The organism is Pseudomonas sp. IT-P74, assembly GCF_949768175.1.
Classification (GTDB): domain Bacteria; phylum Pseudomonadota; class Gammaproteobacteria; order Pseudomonadales; family Pseudomonadaceae; genus Aquipseudomonas.
Genome location: NZ_CATKQD010000005.1, coordinates 1 through 17,035, shown reverse-complemented (window position 1 = coordinate 17,035; position 17,035 = coordinate 1). Strand labels below are relative to the sequence as shown.

The window sequence follows — 17,035 nt, the reverse complement described above, 5'->3', positions numbered from 1 at the left end:
CACGCAGACTCACGGGAGTCCCGGGCTTGCTCACTGTCGTTTCGTAATAGCTGGCTCACCCGCACCCGCGCCATCGTCCCGATCATCGGAATCGGCCTCAATATCGTCCTCGCTCGGAACCTGCTCCACACCTGCATCATCATCGTCCGGCGGTCGTTGATCGCGGCTCAAGGAATCGGTAGGCGACGGCAGCGGATACTCCGGTGTTTCATCAGCGTCGGGGACTTTCCGATCAGTCTTCATATCGCACCTCTCGTGTGACCTGAAGTGCAGGTCACGACCTGACGAGGACCGGGCGATGGACGCGTTCGCTCAGCTGGACAACCAGTCAATCCACCAACTCGGCTCGATCAATCTTCGTCCTCCTCCTCATCGTCAAACTCGATATTCCCCACATCGCCCAAATCATCAGCATCATTAAGCGGCACCGTCGCATCATCCATCAGCGATCCCGGATCTTCATTGCCGGGATCGTTGATAGATGGCAGTCCGCTCGGGTCTTTTTCTTCCTTGCCTTTGCTTTTCACTGTCATGGGATGCCTCACTCAACTAGCGATGCTTTTTGTGGTGTTTGTTCGAATGTTTATAACCGTTACCGGAATGGGAATGACCGCTGTCACTCCCCAGATCATTGCCGACCGCACCGCCGGCTGCACCGCCCAGGCCTGCGCCGATGGCCGATCCGGTCGAACCGCCAAGACTGTTGCCGACCACCGATCCACCCGCCGCGCCCAAACCACCACCTACCGCCGCCTCGGTGCGACTGCGCTTGGGTGCGGCAATGGCACTGCCGGCCGCTCCGCCGACACCTGCACCAATCGCTGCTCCCGTACTACCGCCCACCTGACCACCGACAACGTTGCCCAACACCCCACCAAGACCACCGCCCACCGCGGCATCTCCATTACCTCCCGCCAGTGCCGCCTGAGAGATCAGCCATCCAAAAACAATCGCAGGCAACATCAATCGTCGAGCACTCAGGCTTGCGGTTTTCTTGCCGTTGGTTTTCGGGTCCATGGCGTGCCTCACATTTTTCAGGGGTATGGAAGATTTGAGCCGCGGCACCGTAAAACGTTCATAAATGAAAAAGCCCGGCATCAAGCCGGGCTCTTTTTAGATGCACAATCAGGATCAGTGACCCTTGTGACCCTTGGCCAGGTTGCTGCCTACGCCACCGCCCAATGCACCGCCCAGGCCAGCACCGATGGTGGCGCCGGACTTGCCGCCAAGGCTATTGCCGATCACCGAACCACCGGCCGCGCCAACACCGCCACCGATAGCAGCGCTGGTGCGATGACCTTTTTTGGCGGCAACTGCACTGCCCGCCGCGCCAGCGACGCCCGCGCCAATCGCTGCGCCAGTGCTGCCGCCCATCTTCTGGCCGACCACGTTACCCAATGCGCCGCCCAAGCCACCGCCCAGCGCGGCAGTGCCGTCACCAGCCATTGCACCTTGAGCAACCAGAAGCCCCAGAACCAGAGCGGGCAGTGTTAAACGCATGACAAAAACCTCAAAAAATAGGGGTACACAAAAAGGGGGCGAGATTGAATGCTTTTGCGCGGATAAAGTCCAGCACACCGATCCAACTTCGCGATTGGCGACGGTTGGACAGCGTTTACCGAAAAGGTTTTATCGCGGACAAAAAAAAGCCCGCTGGGGAAACGGGCCAGGTGTTGCTTTCTAACGGATGAGTCGAGATTACGAAGGGACCTGTGAAAAGTTTGTGAAAAATCACTCCCTTCAAAAAAATTGTCATGAAATTTTTCAGACACAAAAAACCCCGTTCTATGACGGGGTCTGTCTAACGTTCGGTTACTTCCTGACCGGTGCTGTCACCCTGGGTAAGAATTTGCCCTTCAGTACCCGGCACGCCCTGGTCTTGATCTTGCCGACCTCAGTCTGGTCCTCGCCGAAACTCGCCACATACTGGGTCTGACCACACCGCACGGCGTTGTTGATCGGAAATTCTGCGCCATCGTCCTCGATATATGGATCAGCCATCTCTTCACCCCTTTCAAAACGCGCGATCGACACCGGCAAACCCTTTGCCTGAAAGAATATCGATCGCCAAGGTTTTTCAGACTAGCCGGTCACCAACAGACCCGCTGTTCGGATTTTCCCGTGACCGACGAATGGCTTCTCACCTTTCACCTCAACTTGACCGCCGTCCCGGCCACAAACACCACGACCATCCCGCCCTTGCCGGCCGGCATGCTGATCTCATAATCAAGCCCGACCACCGCGTCCGCCCCAAGCGCCAGCGCCCGCTCCCTGATCTCATCGGTGGCCTGAATGCGCGCTTCCTTCAACGCTCGTTCCAGTGTCTGGGAACGCCCGCCGAAAAAGTCGCGCATCCCGGCAAACACGTCGCGGACAACATTGATCCCTTGCACCGACTCGGCGCTGACGATGTCCAGGTAGGCGGTAATTTGCCGGCCTTCGATGGCGTGGGTCGTGGTGATGATCATGGGGGTTCCTTCCTGTTCAGATATTCAGCCAACGCATCAAACGCCGGCAACGTGACGGGATCGTTGGCCGAGTTGCTGGCCGTTCGAAGAGTTTGAGCAGTCCACTGCCGGATATTCACTGCCTAAACATGGGCCTCGCGTTGAAGAACATCAGCGACCCACTGATTGATACTTTTGTGGGCTAACTGAGCTTTCACAGCAACCGTCGCGTGAAGGGCTGGGGCCAGGCGCAGACTGAGATGGCCTGAATAGGGTTTCTGTGGGTTGCGACCAAGCTTGGCGCAAGTCTCCAGATAATCGGTGACGGCCTCTTCGAATGCGGTGCGAAGTTCTTTGACTGACTCGCCGTGAAACCCGACAACATCCTTGATGCCCGCAATGTGGCCGACGAACAGGCCGTCTTCGTCGCTGTACTCGATCCGGGCTGAGTAGCCGTTGTAGTTCATTACGTTCACGGGATAACTCCTGCTTGTTCAAGGAAAGCCCTGGCGTCACGCACCTGGTAGGGTTTGGCTTCTTTGTCGGGGTGGGGCCGGTGAAAAGTGGCCACCACGCCATTCAGTTCAAAACGTACTCGCGAACCATGGCCTTCGACGGTTCTGGCCCCTGCAGCGCCGAACAAGGATTCGATGCGGGACCACTCCATGGTTGCCGAGGCTGGTCTTGAAAATAAGGCTTTGAGAGTGCTGAGCTGTTTATTATTCATGGTATTATATCATGATACCGAATAGGGTTTAGCAACCGCGAATGACATCGCTGATGCGTGGGAGAGGCCTCTAACGCGCGCTTAAAAAAACGCCGCTTATCCAGAACAGGAAAGCGGCGTTTTCGTGTGGAAGCGTTTGTTTTTCACGGCAGGCAGGATATCGGGGTGACTCTCGCCGGGGTTGTAGGCAATTTCCGAGAGTTGCGTAAAGCGTTACGCTTGCTGCGCTTTTAGCGGGTCACTACCTTGCTGGCCTAGCTTGGGCGGGATGCGTCTTCTTTTCAGACACCAAAAACCACAAACCCCCGACTTCCTCTAGGAAAGTCAGGGGTTTGTGCTTACTGAATGTGGCGGTGAAGGAGAGATTCGAACTCTCGATACAGTTTCCTGTATACACACTTTCCAGGCGTGCTCCTTAAGCCACTCGGACACTTCACCGTATCTCTTCAAACAAGTTCTGTCTGTCGAGGCGCGCTAATGTAGTCGAAAGCTTTTCCGATGGCAAATATTTTTTTCAGAATTTTCATGCGGTTAACGCGATTCAGCGTTTGCGGTCGTTCCGGGCCATGGCAAACCGGCCAATCTCCGGCTTCGTGCCCTCTTCTATATAGAGGGGAATGCGCGGCAGGCGCGGCGGGCTACGCTTGGCGAGCGGGAAAAGGGTGACTGGTGGGTCAGCCACGGCGCTTTACCTGGCCTGCGGCGGTGGGTAACGTCTGCCCAACTTTATTGAAAGGAATAGCGTCATGAGTGAGTTGATTTCTTACCATCTCGAAGACGGTATCGCGACCCTGACCTTGAACAATGGCAAGGTCAATGCCATCTCTCCGGATGTGATTGCCGAGTTCAACGCTGCGCTGGATCGGGCCGTGACGGATCGTGCGGTGGTGATCATTACCGGCCAGCCGGGCATTCTCTCTGGCGGTTATGACCTGAAGGTGATGACGGCCGGCCCCAGGGAAGCCGTGGCATTGGTGACCGCCGGCTCGACCCTGGCCCGCCGCCTGCTGTCGCACCCCTTCCCGGTGATCGTGGCGTGCTCGGGGCATGCGGTGGCCAAGGGTGCGTTCCTGCTGTTGTCGGCCGACTATCGCATCGGTGTAGACGGTCCATTCAGTATCGGCCTGAACGAAGTGCAGATCGGCATGACCATGCACCACGCAGGCATCGAGATCGCCCGTGACCGCCTGAACAAAGTGGCGTTGCAGCGTTCGGTGGTCAACGGCGAGATGTTCAATCCACAAGGCGCCGTGGCAGCCGGCTTCCTTGATGTGGTGGTCTCGCCTGAAGAACTGCAAGGCGCGGCGCTGGCGGCGGCTCGTCAGTTGAAGAAGATCAACATGACCGCGCACAAGAACACCAAACTGAAAGTGCGCAAGGCGTTGCTGGAGGCCCTGGACAACGCGATCATCCAGGACCAGGAACATTTGGGCTAAGCCCGGAACTGCTGCAACGAAAAGCCCGACCGTCGTGTCGGGCTTTTTCATAGGTGTCTTGGTTAAACGTCTGCAAACGCTCTAGACCGCGTCTGACCAAATAGTCGGCAACATCAGCTCAAACATCGGCCATCTCCCACTTCCCTGGGAGCAATTGCCGAAAACAGTGCACATCCGTACACTGCGCCACCTTTTGTCCCGGTGGGGCCTGTAAATGCTGTTTTTGTTCCGTATGTCATTGATGAGCCTGCACTTTATTGTGGCGGGGGTGCTGGGAGTGATTCTCGGCCTGTGTCGGCCATTCAATCCGGACAACAGCCGCCTGTGCGCACGCCTGTACGCATGGCCGGCCATGTGTATTTTGCGTTTGCGGGTGAAAGCCGAAGTCGGGCCGTTGATGGATAAACCCGACAGCTGCGTGATCATCGCCAATCACCAGTCCAATTACGACCTGTTTGTGTTTGGCAACGTGGTGCCCCGCCGCACCGTGTGCATCGGCAAAAAGAGCCTGAAGTGGGTGCCGCTGTTCGGGCAGTTGTTCTGGCTGGCCGGCAACGTGCTGATCGACCGTGGCAATGCGCAAAAGGCACGCCAGTCGATGTTGACCACCACCCACACCCTGCAAAACAAAGACACTTCGATCTGGGTTTTCCCGGAAGGCACGCGCAATCTGGGTGAGGACTTGCTGCCCTTCAAGAAAGGCGCGTTTCAGATGGCTATTGCCGCCGGGGTGCCGATCGTCCCGGTGTGTGTCAGCAGTTACGTCAAACACATGCGATTGAACCGCTGGCGCAGCGGGAAAATCCTGATTCGCTCGTTGCCGGCGATTCCCACCGCCGGATTGAGCCTGGACGACATGCCCATGCTGATCGCCCAGTGCCGCGAGCAGATGCGTGAATGCATCGAATCGATGGACCGGCAACTGCAAGCCGCCTGAAAAAGAAGACCCGCCTGGTGCGGGTTTTCTTTTGCCTGTGCGTCTTTGCCCAGAACTCGGCAGATTTAACTGACTCTCAAACACTGCGAGGCTAAGCTGATCCACACTGCCAATGCATTCGTTGCCAATTGAAAGCTGCCAAAAGAAGTGAACCACCATCATGGGTAGAGTTGTTGCTGCTGCGGTTTATAGCGCCGGTAAGAGAGTCACCAATATTACCCTTGACGAAGGCGCAGCCTGGGCGGCAAAGCCCGGGCACTTTGTCTGGATCGGCCTCGAAGAGCCGAACGCCGAGGAACTCTATAATCTGCAACGCCAGTTCAACCTGCACGAACTGGCCATCGAAGACGCCCTGGAAAAGCACAGCCGGCCGAAGCTGGAAACCTTCGGCGATGCACTGTTCATCGTGACCTACTCCCCCATCCGCCACGAAGGCAAACTCGAGTTCATCGAGACGCATATCTTTGCCGGCAATGGCTACATCATTACTGCGCGCAACGGTCACTCGGCGTCCTACGCCCATGTCCGACAGCGCTGTGAGGCGCGTCCGCTATTGCTTGAGCACGGGGAAGATTTCGTACTCTATGCCATCCTCGATTTCGTGATCGAAAACTACCAGCCGATGGGCGAAGCCATTCACGCGGAAATCGATGTGCTGGAGGGCAATGTGTTATGTGGCTCGCTGAATGATTACGACATCCAGAAGCTACATGGCCTGCGTCGTGATGTTTTACGCTTGCGTCGTTATGTGGCGCCGATGATCGAGATAGGAGAGGAACTGCAGAGGCTGAGCTTCCCGTTCATCGACAAGAACATGCGCCCGTACTTTCGCGATGTGCAGATCCATGTAACGCGGCAGATGGAAGACCTGACGACGCTGGCGGATATTGCCAGCCAGACGATTGAGGTCGGGGTGCTGTTGGAGGCCTCACGCCAGAGCGTGGTACAACGCAAGTTTGCGGCCTGGGCGGCGATCCTGGCCTTCCCGACGGCGGTGGCGGGGATCTATGGGATGAATTTCCAGAACATGCCCGAGTTGACCTGGCACTACGGGTATTTCGGGGTGCTGGGGTTTATTACGGTGGGTTGTCTGGGGTTGTGGGCAAGTTTCAAGAAGTCGGGGTGGCTTTAAATCCAAGGCGAGTGCTTCGCACTCGATCGCGAGCAGGCTCGCTCCCACAGTCGATCTTCGGTGTTGCAGAGATCAATGTAGGAGCGAGCCTGCTCGCGATGTTTTTAATTTCAATCAGCTGCTGGCTTGTGCGCCACAAACCGCATCATCCACTCGGCCACCGTGGTGCCGTGGTGTTCCTGTTCCAGGCTCGCAATACCCTTGGAGTAGACCTGCTCGCCCAGTGCCTGTTGGCGAATCTCCAACAAGGCGCGGGAGTAGTCGTGGATGAACTCCGGATGCCCCTGGAAGCACAGCACCTGATCGTTGATGTGGTAGGCGGCAAACGGGCAGAAATCGCTGGAAGCGATGACCGTGGCGTTTTCCGGCAGCGACGTGACCTGATCCTGGTGGCTGATCAGCAGCGTCAGTTCTTCGCGCACCGGGTTCATCCATGGCGCCTTGGCGGCCAATTTGTAGTTGTGGGTGCCGACGCCCCAGCCCTGGGTCGCACGCTCGCTCTTGCCGCCGAGCAGCAACGCCAGCAACTGATGACCGAAACAAACGCCCAGCAACTTGTCGCCGCGCTCGTAGCGGGTCAGCAGATATTTCTTGAGGGTTTCGATCCACGGGTCGGTGCCAAAGGAGTCGGCCTTGCTGCCCGTCACCAGATAGGCGTCGAACGTCAGGTCGTCGCTTGGGTATTCACCCTGCACCACGTTGTAGACGGTGAACTCGGCGGCAATCGGCTGCTGCGAAAACAGGTGTTTGAACATCTGCCCGTAGCCCTGATATTGGTCAACCAATTCCGGACGCAGGTGGTCGGTTTCCAGAATGCAGATGCGTAACGACATAAAAAATACCTGACACGTGATGGGAATAATGCACACCCCAGAGCCTGCCTTGAAACGCTGTGACAAGGCAAGCCCCGAAATGCATCATCTCTCCCCCCTTAGAACACCTCCCCTTTGGCCGCCTTCTCCAGCAGCAAGGCAGGTGGCGCGAACCGCTCGCCATATTGCTTGGCCAGATACTGCGCCCGGGCCACAAAGTCCTGCACGCCGTACTGGTTGATGAACTGCAGTGCACCGCCGGTCCAGGCGGCGAACCCGATGCCGAAGATCGAGCCGACGTTGGCATCCGCCGTCGAGGTCAACACGCCCTCCTCCACACAGCGCACGGTTTCGATGGCTTGCACGAACAGCAGGCGATCACGCACGTCCTTGGGAGAAATCTGCCCGTCGGCTTTCTCGAAGCGGGTTTTCAACTCAGGCCAAAGGTGTTTCTGGCCGCCCGCCGGATACTCGTAGAAACCTCCACCGCCAGCCTTGCCGGGACGCTTGAACTCATTGAGCAGTAAGTCAATCACGGAAAATGCCGGGTGTTCTGTCAGCGGTTTGCCTTCTGCTTGCAGGTCCTTGGCCGTTTGCAGACGGATATGGTTCATCAGGCTGAGGGAAACTTCGTCAGAGATCGCCAGCGGTCCTATCGGCATGCCGGCCTTGCGCGCTTCAGTCTCGATCATCGCCGCGCTCACGCCCTCGCCCAGCATGGCGATGCCTTCGTTGGTGAAGGTGCCGAACACCCTTGAGGTGAAGAAGCCGCGGCTGTCGTTGACCACAATCGGGGTTTTCTTGATTTGCAGGACGTAATCGAAGCCGCGGGCCAGGGTTTCGTCGCTGGTGTTGGCGCCCTTGATGATTTCCACCAGCGGCATTTTTTCCACGGGGCTGAAAAAATGCAGGCCGATGAATTTGCTCTGGTCGGGCACGGCGCACGCCAGGCCGCTGATCGGCAGGGTCGAGGTGTTGGAGGCGATCACAGCGTCCGGGCCGACGACCTTCTGCGCCGCCAACGAGACCCTGGCCTTCAAGTCTCGATCCTCGAACACCGCCTCGATGATCAGGTCGCAACCGGCCAGGTCGGCATCGCTTTCGCTGGTTTGAATCCGTGACAGAACGGTGTCGCGTTGCTCGAGGCTCATTTGTCCGCGAGCGACTTTCTTGTCCAGCAGCGCCGCCGAATGCGCCTTGCCCTTCTGCGCCGCCGCGAGGCTGATGTCCTTGAGCACCACCTCGACCCCCGCCAACGCGCTGACAAACGCGATACCGGCGCCCATCATCCCGGCGCCGAGTACGCCGACCTTGCGGGTGACATAGGGCGCAAAACCCTGGGGCCGCGAGCCGCCGGCGTTGATTTCATTGAGCTGGAACCAGAACGTGCCGATCAGGTTTTTCGAGACCTGACCGGTGGTCAATTCGGTGAAGTAGCGGGTTTCGATCAGGTGCGCCGTGTCGAAATCCACCTGGGCGCCCTCGACCGCCGCGCAGAGGATTTTCTCCGGCGCGGGCATCGTGCCCTGGGTTTTGCTGCGCAGGATCGACGGCGCAATCGCCAGCATCTGCGCGACTTTCGGGTTAGACGGCGTGCCACCCGGTATCTGGTAGCCCTTCACGTCCCAGCGCTGCACCGCCGCCGGATTGGCCAGAATCCACGCTCGCGCCTTGGCCAACAGGTCTTCGTGATCGCTCGCCAGCGCGTCGATCAAGCCTGCCTGCAACGCCTGTTGTGGCCGCACCTTCTTGCCTTCAAGCAGATAAGGCAGGGCTTTTTCCAGGCCGAGCATACGCACCATGCGCACCACGCCTCCGCCGCCCGGCAGCAGGCCTAGGGTGACTTCCGGCAGGCCGAGTTGCACCGACGGGTTGTCCAGCGCCACGCGATGATGGCAGGCCAGGCAGATTTCCCAGCCGCCGCCGAGAGCCGCGCCGTTGATCGCCGCAACCACTGGCTTGCCGAGGGTTTCCAGGGTGCGTAACTGGCCTTTGAGGCTCAGCACCATGTCGTAGAAGGCCTTGGCCTGGGGTTTGCCGACCTTGATCAGTTCATTGAGGTCGCCGCCAGCGAAGAAAGTCTTCTTGGCCGAGGTGATGATCACACCGGCGATGCTGTCCTTGTCGGCCACCAGGCGCGCAACGCTGTCAGCCATGGCCTCGCGGTACACCGCGTTCATGGTGTTGGCACTCTGGCCGGGCATGTCGATGGTCAGGACGACGATCTGGTCCTGGTCTTTTTCGTAACGAATGGCTTCGTTCATAACGGGGTTCCTTGAAGTCCGGGCTCAGAGGCGTTCGATGATGGTGGCAATGCCCATGCCGCCGCCGACACACAGGGTCGCGAGGCCATAACGCAGGCGTCGGGCTTCCAGCTCATCGAGCAGCGTGCCGAGGATGGCGCAACCGGTGGCGCCCAGCGGGTGGCCCATGGCGATTGAACCGCCGTTGACATTGACCTTGTCCGGATCGACGGCCATGTCCTTGATGAACTTCAACACCACCGACGCGAACGCCTCGTTGACCTCGAACAAGTCGATGTCTTCGACCCGCAGCCCGGCCTTGGCCAGTGCCTTGCGGGTCGCCGGCGCGGGGCCGGTGAGCATGATGGTCGGATCGGTACTGGTGACTGCCGTGGCGACAATCCGCGCCCGAGGCTGCAAGCCCAGCGCCCGGCCCTTGGCTTCGGAGCCGATGAGCATCAGCGCCGCGCCATCGACAATCCCGGAACTGTTGCCGGGGGTGTGAACATGGTTGATCCGCTCGACATGGCTGTAGACCCGCAGCGCGGTGGCATCGAAGCCCATCTGCCCCATCATCTCGAAACTCGGCTTGAGCTTGCCCAGGCCTTCCAGGGTCGATTCGGCGCGGATGAACTCATCGTGATCGAGCAGGATGATGCCGTTCTGGTCCTGCACCGGCACCAGCGACTTGTTGAACGAGCCATCAGCTCGCGCCCGCGCAGCCTTTTGCTGGGAATGCAGGGCGTAGGCATCGACGTCCTGACGGCTGAAGCCCTCAAGTGTGGCAATCAGGTCGGCGCCCACGCCCTGTGGCGTGAATTGACTGTGCAGGTTGGTCGCCGGGTCCAGCGCCCAGGCCCCGCCATCGCTGCCCATCGGCACCCGGGACATCGACTCGACACCACCGACCACCACCAGGTCTTCGAAACCGGAACGCACTTTCATCGCGCCGAGGTTCACGGCCTCCAGCCCCGAAGCACAGAACCGGTTGATCTGGACTCCCGCCACGCTGACATCCCAATCAGCCACCTGAGCGGCGGTCTTGGCGATGTCGGAACCTTGATCGCCGATCGGTGTCACGCAGCCGAGCACCACGTCATCGACCTGGCTGGTGTCCAGCGCAGTGCGTTGTTGCAGTGCGTTGAGCAAACCGGCAACCAGGTTCACCGGTTTGACGCTGTGCAAGGCGCCATCGGCCTTACCTTTGCCACGGGGCGTGCGTAACGCGTCGAAAATCAATGCTTGGGTCATGACGTCCTCGAACCGCAGTGCAGGTGGGTAAATACCGAGTGCCCACTCTTGGCCCGAGCCGCGTTTGATTCAATGACCGCAGCGCTCACAGACGTTGACGCTCACGCTCAGACGAACGGTAGTCAGCTACCATTCAGGACCCCAAGCTGTCTAGCCAACGGGCGCCAAAGAAGCTGGCAATAGGCCTCATGCCTTTTTTAAAGCGAATTGCAAGAACACCATACGAAATGGATCTAAACCAAGCTTAACGCGGGCTCTAAGGTGAACTTGTACGAAGTTGTCGTCGGGTTTTGCCGAGGCACTCGTCACTACAGGAAGTGCAACGCGCTGCCATCATGGAGCTATGCGGGCAGGCATCAGGAAATAACAAAAAAGGCGGTCAAGCCATGTTCAAACAATCGAAAGTACGTCAAGCCGGGCTCATCCTTTTCGCCACCACGCTGTTATTGATATTGCCGAACCTGACCAAGGTCATCGGCTAGTCGCGTCTAAAAGCTACGGCGTCACAGTTTTTGAATTGCCACTCTCAAAATGTGACTGGCCCGCTACCCGGGCCAGCGTGGCTGTGCCAATCTTTGCGGCACTTGCACACGACATGGACGACGATCACTTGAAAATGCTCATTCTCCTCGGGGCCACACTGTTCGGTTCGCCCCTGTATGCCGCACAGCTGAATCTGGAGCTGGGCGCGAACAGTCGCACCTGGCAGACCGAGCAATTGCTCAAGCATCCTCAGGTTCAAACCATCAACATCAGCAACGACGTTTCCTACAAGCGTGACATGAGTTACCGCGCCGTGCCGCTGTCGGCATTGCTGACCGGCATCAAGCCTGACGACCACCTGCAAGCCGTGGCCCTGGATGGCTTTGCCGCCGAAATGACAGCGGCGCCGTTGCTCAATACCCAGGGTGCGCAGGCATGGCTGGCGATTGAAGACCCGGCCAAACCCTGGCCGCCGCTCTCCGAAGGCAAGCCAGGCGCCGGGCCGTTCTATCTGGTCTGGAGCAATCCGCAGGCCGGCAACATCAGCCCCGAGCAATGGCCGTTCCAGGTGGCGAGCATCAAACGCCTGGCGCCCGTTGCCGAGCGCTTCCCTGCCCTGCTGCCCGATCCGGCGTTGAAGGCGGATGATCCGGTGAACAAGGGCTTTGCGTTGTTCCAGAAGAACTGCCTGGCCTGCCATCGACTCAATGGCGACGGGGACGCGCAATTCGGACCGGACCTGAATATTCCGTACAACCCGACCGAGTACTTCGGCGCGGACTTCCTCAAGCGCTACATTCGCGACCCACAGAGTTTGCGCCAGTGGCCGCAGGCGAAGATGCCCGGGTTCTCGGCCGAGGTGTTGCCGGATGGGGATCTGAGGATGCTGGTGGGGTATTTGAAGCACATGGTGGGGCGCAAGGTGAAGCCGTGATGCATTTACCTGTAGGAGCCAGCCTGCTCGCGATAGCGGTGTGTCAGCCAGCGAAGTATTGACTGACATGACGCCATCGCGAGCAGGCTCGCTCCTACAGGGTTCGGCGGTGTTTCCGTTATTGCTGTTGCACCGAGATCACCGGCGCGGGCGTCGGTGAAACCAGCACCTTGGCGTGCATCTGCTCACACCCGCCGCCCCGCCGCATCCCGCGCACCGGGCAGGCATCCAGGTAATCCAGGCCCACCGCCAGCTTCAGGTGGCGTTCCGGCCGGGCCAGTTCATTGGTCACGTCGAAGCTGTACCAGGCGTCGTCCAGCCAGGCTTCGGCCCAGGCGTGGCTGGCCAGGTGTTCGCTGTTTTCGCTGTACAGATAGCCCGACACATAACGCGCAGGAATGCCCAGGCTGCGGGTGCAGGCGAGAAACGCGTGGGTGTGGTCCTGACACACGCCGGCGCCTCCGGCAAAGGCCTGGGCCGCGCTGGTGTCCACTTCCGTGGAGCCCGGTGTGTAGGTCATATGCTGGTTGAGGCCGTGCATCAGATCGATCAGCGCCGTGCGGTCGCGGCGTTGCTTGCATTCCTTCTCGGCGAACGCCCGCAGGGCGGCGTCGGCTTCGGTCAAACGGGTAAAGCGCAGAAACGGCAGTGCCGACTGGCTCTCGTGTTCGGCCTCACGCCATTCGTCGATATCGACCTGGCCACGGGCGCCGATGACGATCGCCTCGTGGGGCTCGTCCATGGTCAACACATGCAGGATGTTGCCGAACGGATCGAGTTGCGCCCGCACCGGGCGCGGCAGGTCGAGCTGCCAACTGAGCACGTGCTGGCGCTCACTGTCGTGGGGCGTCAGGCGCAGATACTGGATGCTCGCCCGCACCTTGTCTTCGTAGTGATAGGTGGTCTCGTGGCTAATGGAAAGTCTCATGCGGCCTCCAGATAAGAACTGTGAATCGCGTTACCCAACTGGCGCACCAGCGGGATGAACTCGGTCAGCCAGGCGTGCAGACCTTCGTCGAGAATTTCGGTGATGCCGGTGTAGCGCAGACGTGCGTCCATTTCCGCCGCCAGGCGTTGTGCGGGACGACCGTTGGCCCCCGGCAATTGCGCCAGGATCTGGTCGATTTCTTCGGTGCAGGCGCGCAGGGATCGCGGTACATCGGCCCGCAGCAACAGCAATTCAGCGACATGCCGGGCACCGGGGGCGTCACGGTAGATTTCCGTGTAGGCCTCGAACGACGACAACGCCCGCAACAACGCGCTCCATTGGTAATACGCATGGGCGGTGCCATCGCTGACCGCTTCGGCCTGGTCGCCGGCCATTTCGTAGCGGGCATCGAGCAGGCGCAAGGTGTTGTCCGCCCGCTCGATAAAGGTCCCCAGTCGAATGAAGCGAAACGCATCGTTACGCATGATGGTGCCGTAGGAAGCGCCCCGGAACAGGTGGGAACGTTCCTTGATCCACTCGCAGAAACGGCTCATGCCGTAGCGACTGAGGCCCTGTTCGGCGATGCCGCGAATTTCCAGCCAGGTGGCGTTGATGTTTTCCCACATATCGGCAGTGATGCGCCCACGCACCGCATGGGCGCTGGCCCGTGCGGCACCGAGGCAGCTGTAGATGCTCGCCGGGTTGGCTGCATCCAGGGCGAAGAAATGCAGCAGCCGTTCGGCATGCAGCTCGCCATGGCGCTCCAGATAATCGTCCAGGGTGCCGGTGATCAACAGCGGCATGGCCAGTTCGTGCAAACCGTCGCCACGACCGTCTTGCGGCATCAGCGACAGCGAATAGCTGATGTCGAGCATCCGGGCGAGGTTTTCCGCCCGCTCCAGGTAACGCGACATCCAATACAAATCCGAGGCAGTTCTACTTAACATGGCACGCTTCCTTCAATCCTCAACCACCCAGGTGTCCTTGGTTCCGCCACCCTGGGAGGAATTCACCACCAGGGAGCCTTCGCGCAGGGCGACACGGGTCAGGCCGCCGGGCACGACCCGGGTTTCACGACCCGACAGGACAAACGGCCGCAAGTCGATGTGGCGTGGTGCAATACCGTTTTCGACAAAGGTCGGACAGGTCGACAGCGACAACGTCGGTTGCGCGATATACGCATGGGGCTTGGCGATGATCCGCGCGCGGAAGGCTTCGATTTCCGCCGCCGTCGCCGCCGGCCCCACCAGCATTCCGTACCCGCCGGAGCCTTGGGTTTCCTTGACCACCAGTTCCGGCAGATTGGCCAGCACGTGGGAAAGCTCAGACGGATTACGGCACTGCCACGTAGGAACGTTCTTCAGGATCGGTTCTTCATCGAGGTAGAAACGGATCATGTCGGTAACGAACGGGTACACCGACTTGTCGTCCGCCACCCCCGTGCCGATGGCATTGGCCAGCACCACGTTGCCGGAACGGTAGGACGACAGCAGCCCCGGCACACCGAGCATCGATTCCGGGTTGAAGGCCAGGGGATCGAGGAACGCGTCGTCGAGGCGACGATAAATCACGTCGACCGCTTTCGGCCCGTCGGTGGTGCGCATGTAGACCTTGTCGTCACGCACGAACAGGTCCGCGCCCTCCACCAGCTCCACGCCCATTTCCCGCGCCAGGAACGCATGCTCGAAGAACGCACTGTTGAAGCGCCCCGGCGTCAGCACCACCACGCTCGGGTTATCGATCGGGCTTGAGCTTTTCAGGGTGTCGAGCAGCAGGTTCGGGTAGTGGTCGATGGGGGCGATGCGTTGCGCCGCGAACAGCTCGGGGAACAAGCGCATCATCATCTTGCGGTCTTCGAGCATGTAGCTGACGCCACTCGGAGTTCGCAGATTGTCTTCGAGCACGTAGTAGGTGCCGTCGCCGTCGCGCACCAGGTCGACGCCGGAGATGTGCGAATAGATATCGCGGTGCAGATCCAGCCCTTGCATCGCCAACTGGTACTGCTCGTTGGCCAGCACCTGCTCGGCCGGAATGATACCGGCCTTGATGATGCGCTGCTCGTGGTAGAGGTCGGCGAGGAACATGTTCAACGCCTTGACCCGCTGGATGCAGCCGCGCTCGACAATCCGCCATTCGCTGGCGGGGATGCTGCGGGGAATGGTGTCGAAGGGAATCAGGCGCTCTGTGCCCTGCTCGTCCCCGTAGAGCGTGAAAGTAATCCCGGCGCGATGAAACAACAGATCGGCCTCGCGTCGCCGTTGTGCCAGAAGCTCGTCAGGCGTCTCGGCCAGCCAACGGGCAAACTCCCGATAATGCGGGCGGACCTGGCCGCCGGCATCGTACATCTCGTCAAAATAGGTGCGGATCATGCCGTACTCCTTGTCACTCGGACGTCCAGACCTTCGCAAGGCCCGTGCCATCGGCATAAACGCTTAGATTTCAATCAGTTGGATAATCAAGACGCACGCACCGCACCAATCCTGTGCGACAAATGCCCCAACCTGATCGCCCCCGCTTCATTGCAAGGCGCTGTGATCGCCTATCACCAGCATAGTCTGTAGGAGCCAGCTTGCTGGCGAAGGGGCCCATGAGTCATGCGTCGCTCTTCGGGGACGCCTTCGCTGGCAAGTCGGATCGCCGCACCGCAGCTCCTACGGGGTCGTGGTCAATGTCCTGTCGGCGAAAACGAAAACGGCCAACCCGAAGGTCAGCCGTCATTGCCGGTTGTCACTGTTCATAAGGTTATGCGAGTCGCCCTCGTACCTCCTGTTTCACACCCCAGCCTTCGATGACGCCGCCCAGAGGCTCGACCACTGCTTCGAAACCCTGTTCGAAGTCGCCGATGTCGTCGTAGGTGGCATACATGACCTTGCACAACTCCAGCGCCCAGGCGCCATCGTCGCGCACACTGACTTGCGCATCCAGGGATTCACCACGGTGAAAATGACCTGCCGCCCTGCGTGCCCGCTCCTCGTCCGGGAAAATGGCGTAGAACTCGATGGGATGGAACCGTGAAAAGTCAAAACCGCCTTCTTTCATGCGGCGCAGCACGCTGCTGCTGATGTCTTCTTGATAGGCTGTGCTCATGAAACGTCCTCCTCAAACCGATGGATAGACTTTCCGTACTCCCTCACCCGCAACCGAACAGCGCGAGCGACGGCAACCGATGTGCCGGCGGGAAACAAGCATGGAGCTGACAAGACCAGACCTTAGCGATTCATTCGCTGATCTCGCTTGCAGAGTAGCCTCAAGATAGAGCCCCTGCCAAGGGCTGGATGTGAATGCGACAGGTGTCGTTCAGATTGGAGTAATGCCGAGGATTTGTATGCTGTTCTGGGACTTGAGATCTTTGACGCATGCATCAGTGGTCCGCCCTTCCAGATCGTTCAGATCCAGTTCGGCGGCGACAGGAAGAAGCCGGGCCTTGATGAGCCTGGCGGCACGCTCGTAGTCCGGGCGCTCGGTGCACTCAAAGACTTCGTTGATGGTTTCGCCATGATCATCCACGAAAGTGACTTTCCACTTTTGCATTGGTGCCTCCTTGGTAAAACCCATGGATGGGCTTACCTCTATCTCGACCTTGTTAGCTGGCTGATTGTTCCGGTGGATCTGCACCCATCGTAGATCTCTGTAGGAGCGAGCCTGCTCGCGAAAAACTTGAGAACGCCGCGTTAAATCAGACATCCCGCGTCATCGTTCACGTCC

The 17,035-nt window shown here is 59.4% G+C and carries 20 protein-coding genes and 1 tRNA gene; 4 read left to right on the top strand and 17 right to left on the bottom strand.

Features of this window, described 5'->3' with window-relative positions; translation table 11 throughout:
* Window positions 1-30: 30 nt before the first annotated feature.
* From ACM6J5_RS04725 to ACM6J5_RS04685, 9 genes are all read right to left on the bottom strand, one after another.
* A complete protein-coding gene (locus ACM6J5_RS04725) occupies window positions 31-243 on the bottom strand; it encodes a hypothetical protein (RefSeq protein WP_414927919.1) in 213 nt (70 codons plus the stop codon).
* Window positions 244-350: 107 nt separating this feature from the next.
* Window positions 351-533 (bottom strand): hypothetical protein, encoded by a 183-nt coding sequence (locus ACM6J5_RS04720; RefSeq protein WP_095945185.1) that lies wholly within the window; start codon window positions 531-533, stop codon window positions 351-353.
* 16 nt (window positions 534-549) lie between these two features.
* Window positions 550-1,017, bottom strand: coding sequence for a YMGG-like glycine zipper-containing protein (locus tag ACM6J5_RS04715; protein ID WP_095945197.1), 468 nt, complete (start codon window positions 1,015-1,017; stop codon window positions 550-552).
* Between the two features lie 114 nt (window positions 1,018-1,131).
* Window positions 1,132-1,500, bottom strand: a complete 369-nt coding sequence (locus tag ACM6J5_RS04710; RefSeq protein WP_095945186.1) for a bacteriocin — start codon at window positions 1,498-1,500, stop codon at window positions 1,132-1,134.
* 312 nt (window positions 1,501-1,812) lie between these two features.
* Window positions 1,813-2,001 (bottom strand): hypothetical protein, encoded by a 189-nt coding sequence (locus ACM6J5_RS04705; RefSeq protein WP_095945198.1) that lies wholly within the window; start codon window positions 1,999-2,001, stop codon window positions 1,813-1,815.
* Between the two features lie 146 nt (window positions 2,002-2,147).
* On the bottom strand, window positions 2,148-2,468 hold the full coding sequence (locus tag ACM6J5_RS04700; protein WP_150674224.1) for a YbjQ family protein: 321 nt from the start codon (window positions 2,466-2,468) through the stop codon (window positions 2,148-2,150).
* 122 nt (window positions 2,469-2,590) lie between these two features.
* Window positions 2,591-2,923 (bottom strand): type II toxin-antitoxin system HicB family antitoxin, encoded by a 333-nt coding sequence (locus ACM6J5_RS04695; RefSeq protein WP_414927918.1) that lies wholly within the window; start codon window positions 2,921-2,923, stop codon window positions 2,591-2,593.
* A complete protein-coding gene (locus ACM6J5_RS04690; RefSeq protein WP_414927917.1) occupies window positions 2,920-3,174 on the bottom strand; it encodes a type II toxin-antitoxin system HicA family toxin in 255 nt (84 codons plus the stop codon). Before ACM6J5_RS04690 ends, ACM6J5_RS04695 begins: the two co-directional genes overlap by 4 nt.
* Window positions 3,175-3,522: 348 nt before the next feature.
* Window positions 3,523-3,612, bottom strand: a tRNA-Ser gene (locus tag ACM6J5_RS04685).
* A 308-nt stretch (window positions 3,613-3,920) separates the two neighbouring features.
* Here ACM6J5_RS04685 and ACM6J5_RS04680 point away from each other — a divergent pair.
* The 3 genes from ACM6J5_RS04680 to ACM6J5_RS04670 all read left to right on the top strand — a co-directional run bounded on the left by ACM6J5_RS04680 (window position 3,921) and on the right by ACM6J5_RS04670 (window position 6,679).
* On the top strand, window positions 3,921-4,610 hold the full coding sequence (locus ACM6J5_RS04680) for a crotonase/enoyl-CoA hydratase family protein (RefSeq protein WP_095945189.1): 690 nt from the start codon (window positions 3,921-3,923) through the stop codon (window positions 4,608-4,610).
* Between the two features lie 214 nt (window positions 4,611-4,824).
* A complete protein-coding gene (locus tag ACM6J5_RS04675) occupies window positions 4,825-5,547 on the top strand; it encodes a lysophospholipid acyltransferase family protein (RefSeq protein WP_414927916.1) in 723 nt (240 codons plus the stop codon).
* 160 nt (window positions 5,548-5,707) lie between these two features.
* Entirely contained in the window at window positions 5,708-6,679 is a 972-nt protein-coding gene (locus ACM6J5_RS04670; RefSeq protein ID WP_095945191.1) for a magnesium and cobalt transport protein CorA, read from the top strand.
* A 110-nt stretch (window positions 6,680-6,789) separates the two neighbouring features.
* On the opposite strand, the gene ACM6J5_RS04665 is transcribed toward ACM6J5_RS04670, so the two are convergent.
* From ACM6J5_RS04665 to ACM6J5_RS04655, 3 genes are all read right to left on the bottom strand, one after another.
* Entirely contained in the window at window positions 6,790-7,512 is a 723-nt protein-coding gene (locus ACM6J5_RS04665; protein WP_095945192.1) for an amidotransferase, read from the bottom strand.
* A gap of 98 nt (window positions 7,513-7,610) precedes the next feature.
* Window positions 7,611-9,755 carry a 3-hydroxyacyl-CoA dehydrogenase NAD-binding domain-containing protein gene (locus tag ACM6J5_RS04660; protein WP_414927915.1) on the bottom strand — a complete coding sequence of 715 codons (2,145 nt, stop codon included), beginning with the start codon at window positions 9,753-9,755 and terminating at the stop codon, window positions 7,611-7,613.
* Between the two features lie 24 nt (window positions 9,756-9,779).
* Window positions 9,780-10,985 carry an acetyl-CoA C-acetyltransferase gene (locus ACM6J5_RS04655; protein WP_095945194.1) on the bottom strand — a complete coding sequence of 402 codons (1,206 nt, stop codon included), beginning with the start codon at window positions 10,983-10,985 and terminating at the stop codon, window positions 9,780-9,782.
* A gap of 595 nt (window positions 10,986-11,580) precedes the next feature.
* Here ACM6J5_RS04655 and ACM6J5_RS04650 point away from each other — a divergent pair.
* On the top strand, window positions 11,581-12,402 hold the full coding sequence (locus ACM6J5_RS04650; RefSeq protein ID WP_095945195.1) for a c-type cytochrome: 822 nt from the start codon (window positions 11,581-11,583) through the stop codon (window positions 12,400-12,402).
* A gap of 118 nt (window positions 12,403-12,520) precedes the next feature.
* Here ACM6J5_RS04650 and ACM6J5_RS04645 read toward each other — a convergent pair whose 3' ends face one another.
* From ACM6J5_RS04645 to ACM6J5_RS04625, 5 genes are all read right to left on the bottom strand, one after another.
* Window positions 12,521-13,330, bottom strand: coding sequence for a transglutaminase family protein (locus ACM6J5_RS04645; protein ID WP_095945246.1), 810 nt, complete (start codon window positions 13,328-13,330; stop codon window positions 12,521-12,523).
* Window positions 13,327-14,277 (bottom strand): alpha-E domain-containing protein, encoded by a 951-nt coding sequence (locus ACM6J5_RS04640; protein WP_095945245.1) that lies wholly within the window; start codon window positions 14,275-14,277, stop codon window positions 13,327-13,329. Before ACM6J5_RS04640 ends, ACM6J5_RS04645 begins: the two co-directional genes overlap by 4 nt.
* A 12-nt stretch (window positions 14,278-14,289) precedes the next feature.
* On the bottom strand, window positions 14,290-15,699 hold the full coding sequence (locus ACM6J5_RS04635) for a circularly permuted type 2 ATP-grasp protein (RefSeq protein WP_007988088.1): 1,410 nt from the start codon (window positions 15,697-15,699) through the stop codon (window positions 14,290-14,292).
* Between the two features lie 373 nt (window positions 15,700-16,072).
* On the bottom strand, window positions 16,073-16,417 hold the full coding sequence (locus tag ACM6J5_RS04630) for a ribonuclease E inhibitor RraB (RefSeq protein WP_414927914.1): 345 nt from the start codon (window positions 16,415-16,417) through the stop codon (window positions 16,073-16,075).
* A 210-nt stretch (window positions 16,418-16,627) separates the two neighbouring features.
* Window positions 16,628-16,861, bottom strand: coding sequence for a hypothetical protein (locus ACM6J5_RS04625; RefSeq protein WP_414927913.1), 234 nt, complete (start codon window positions 16,859-16,861; stop codon window positions 16,628-16,630).
* Window positions 16,862-17,035 lie beyond the last annotated feature (174 nt).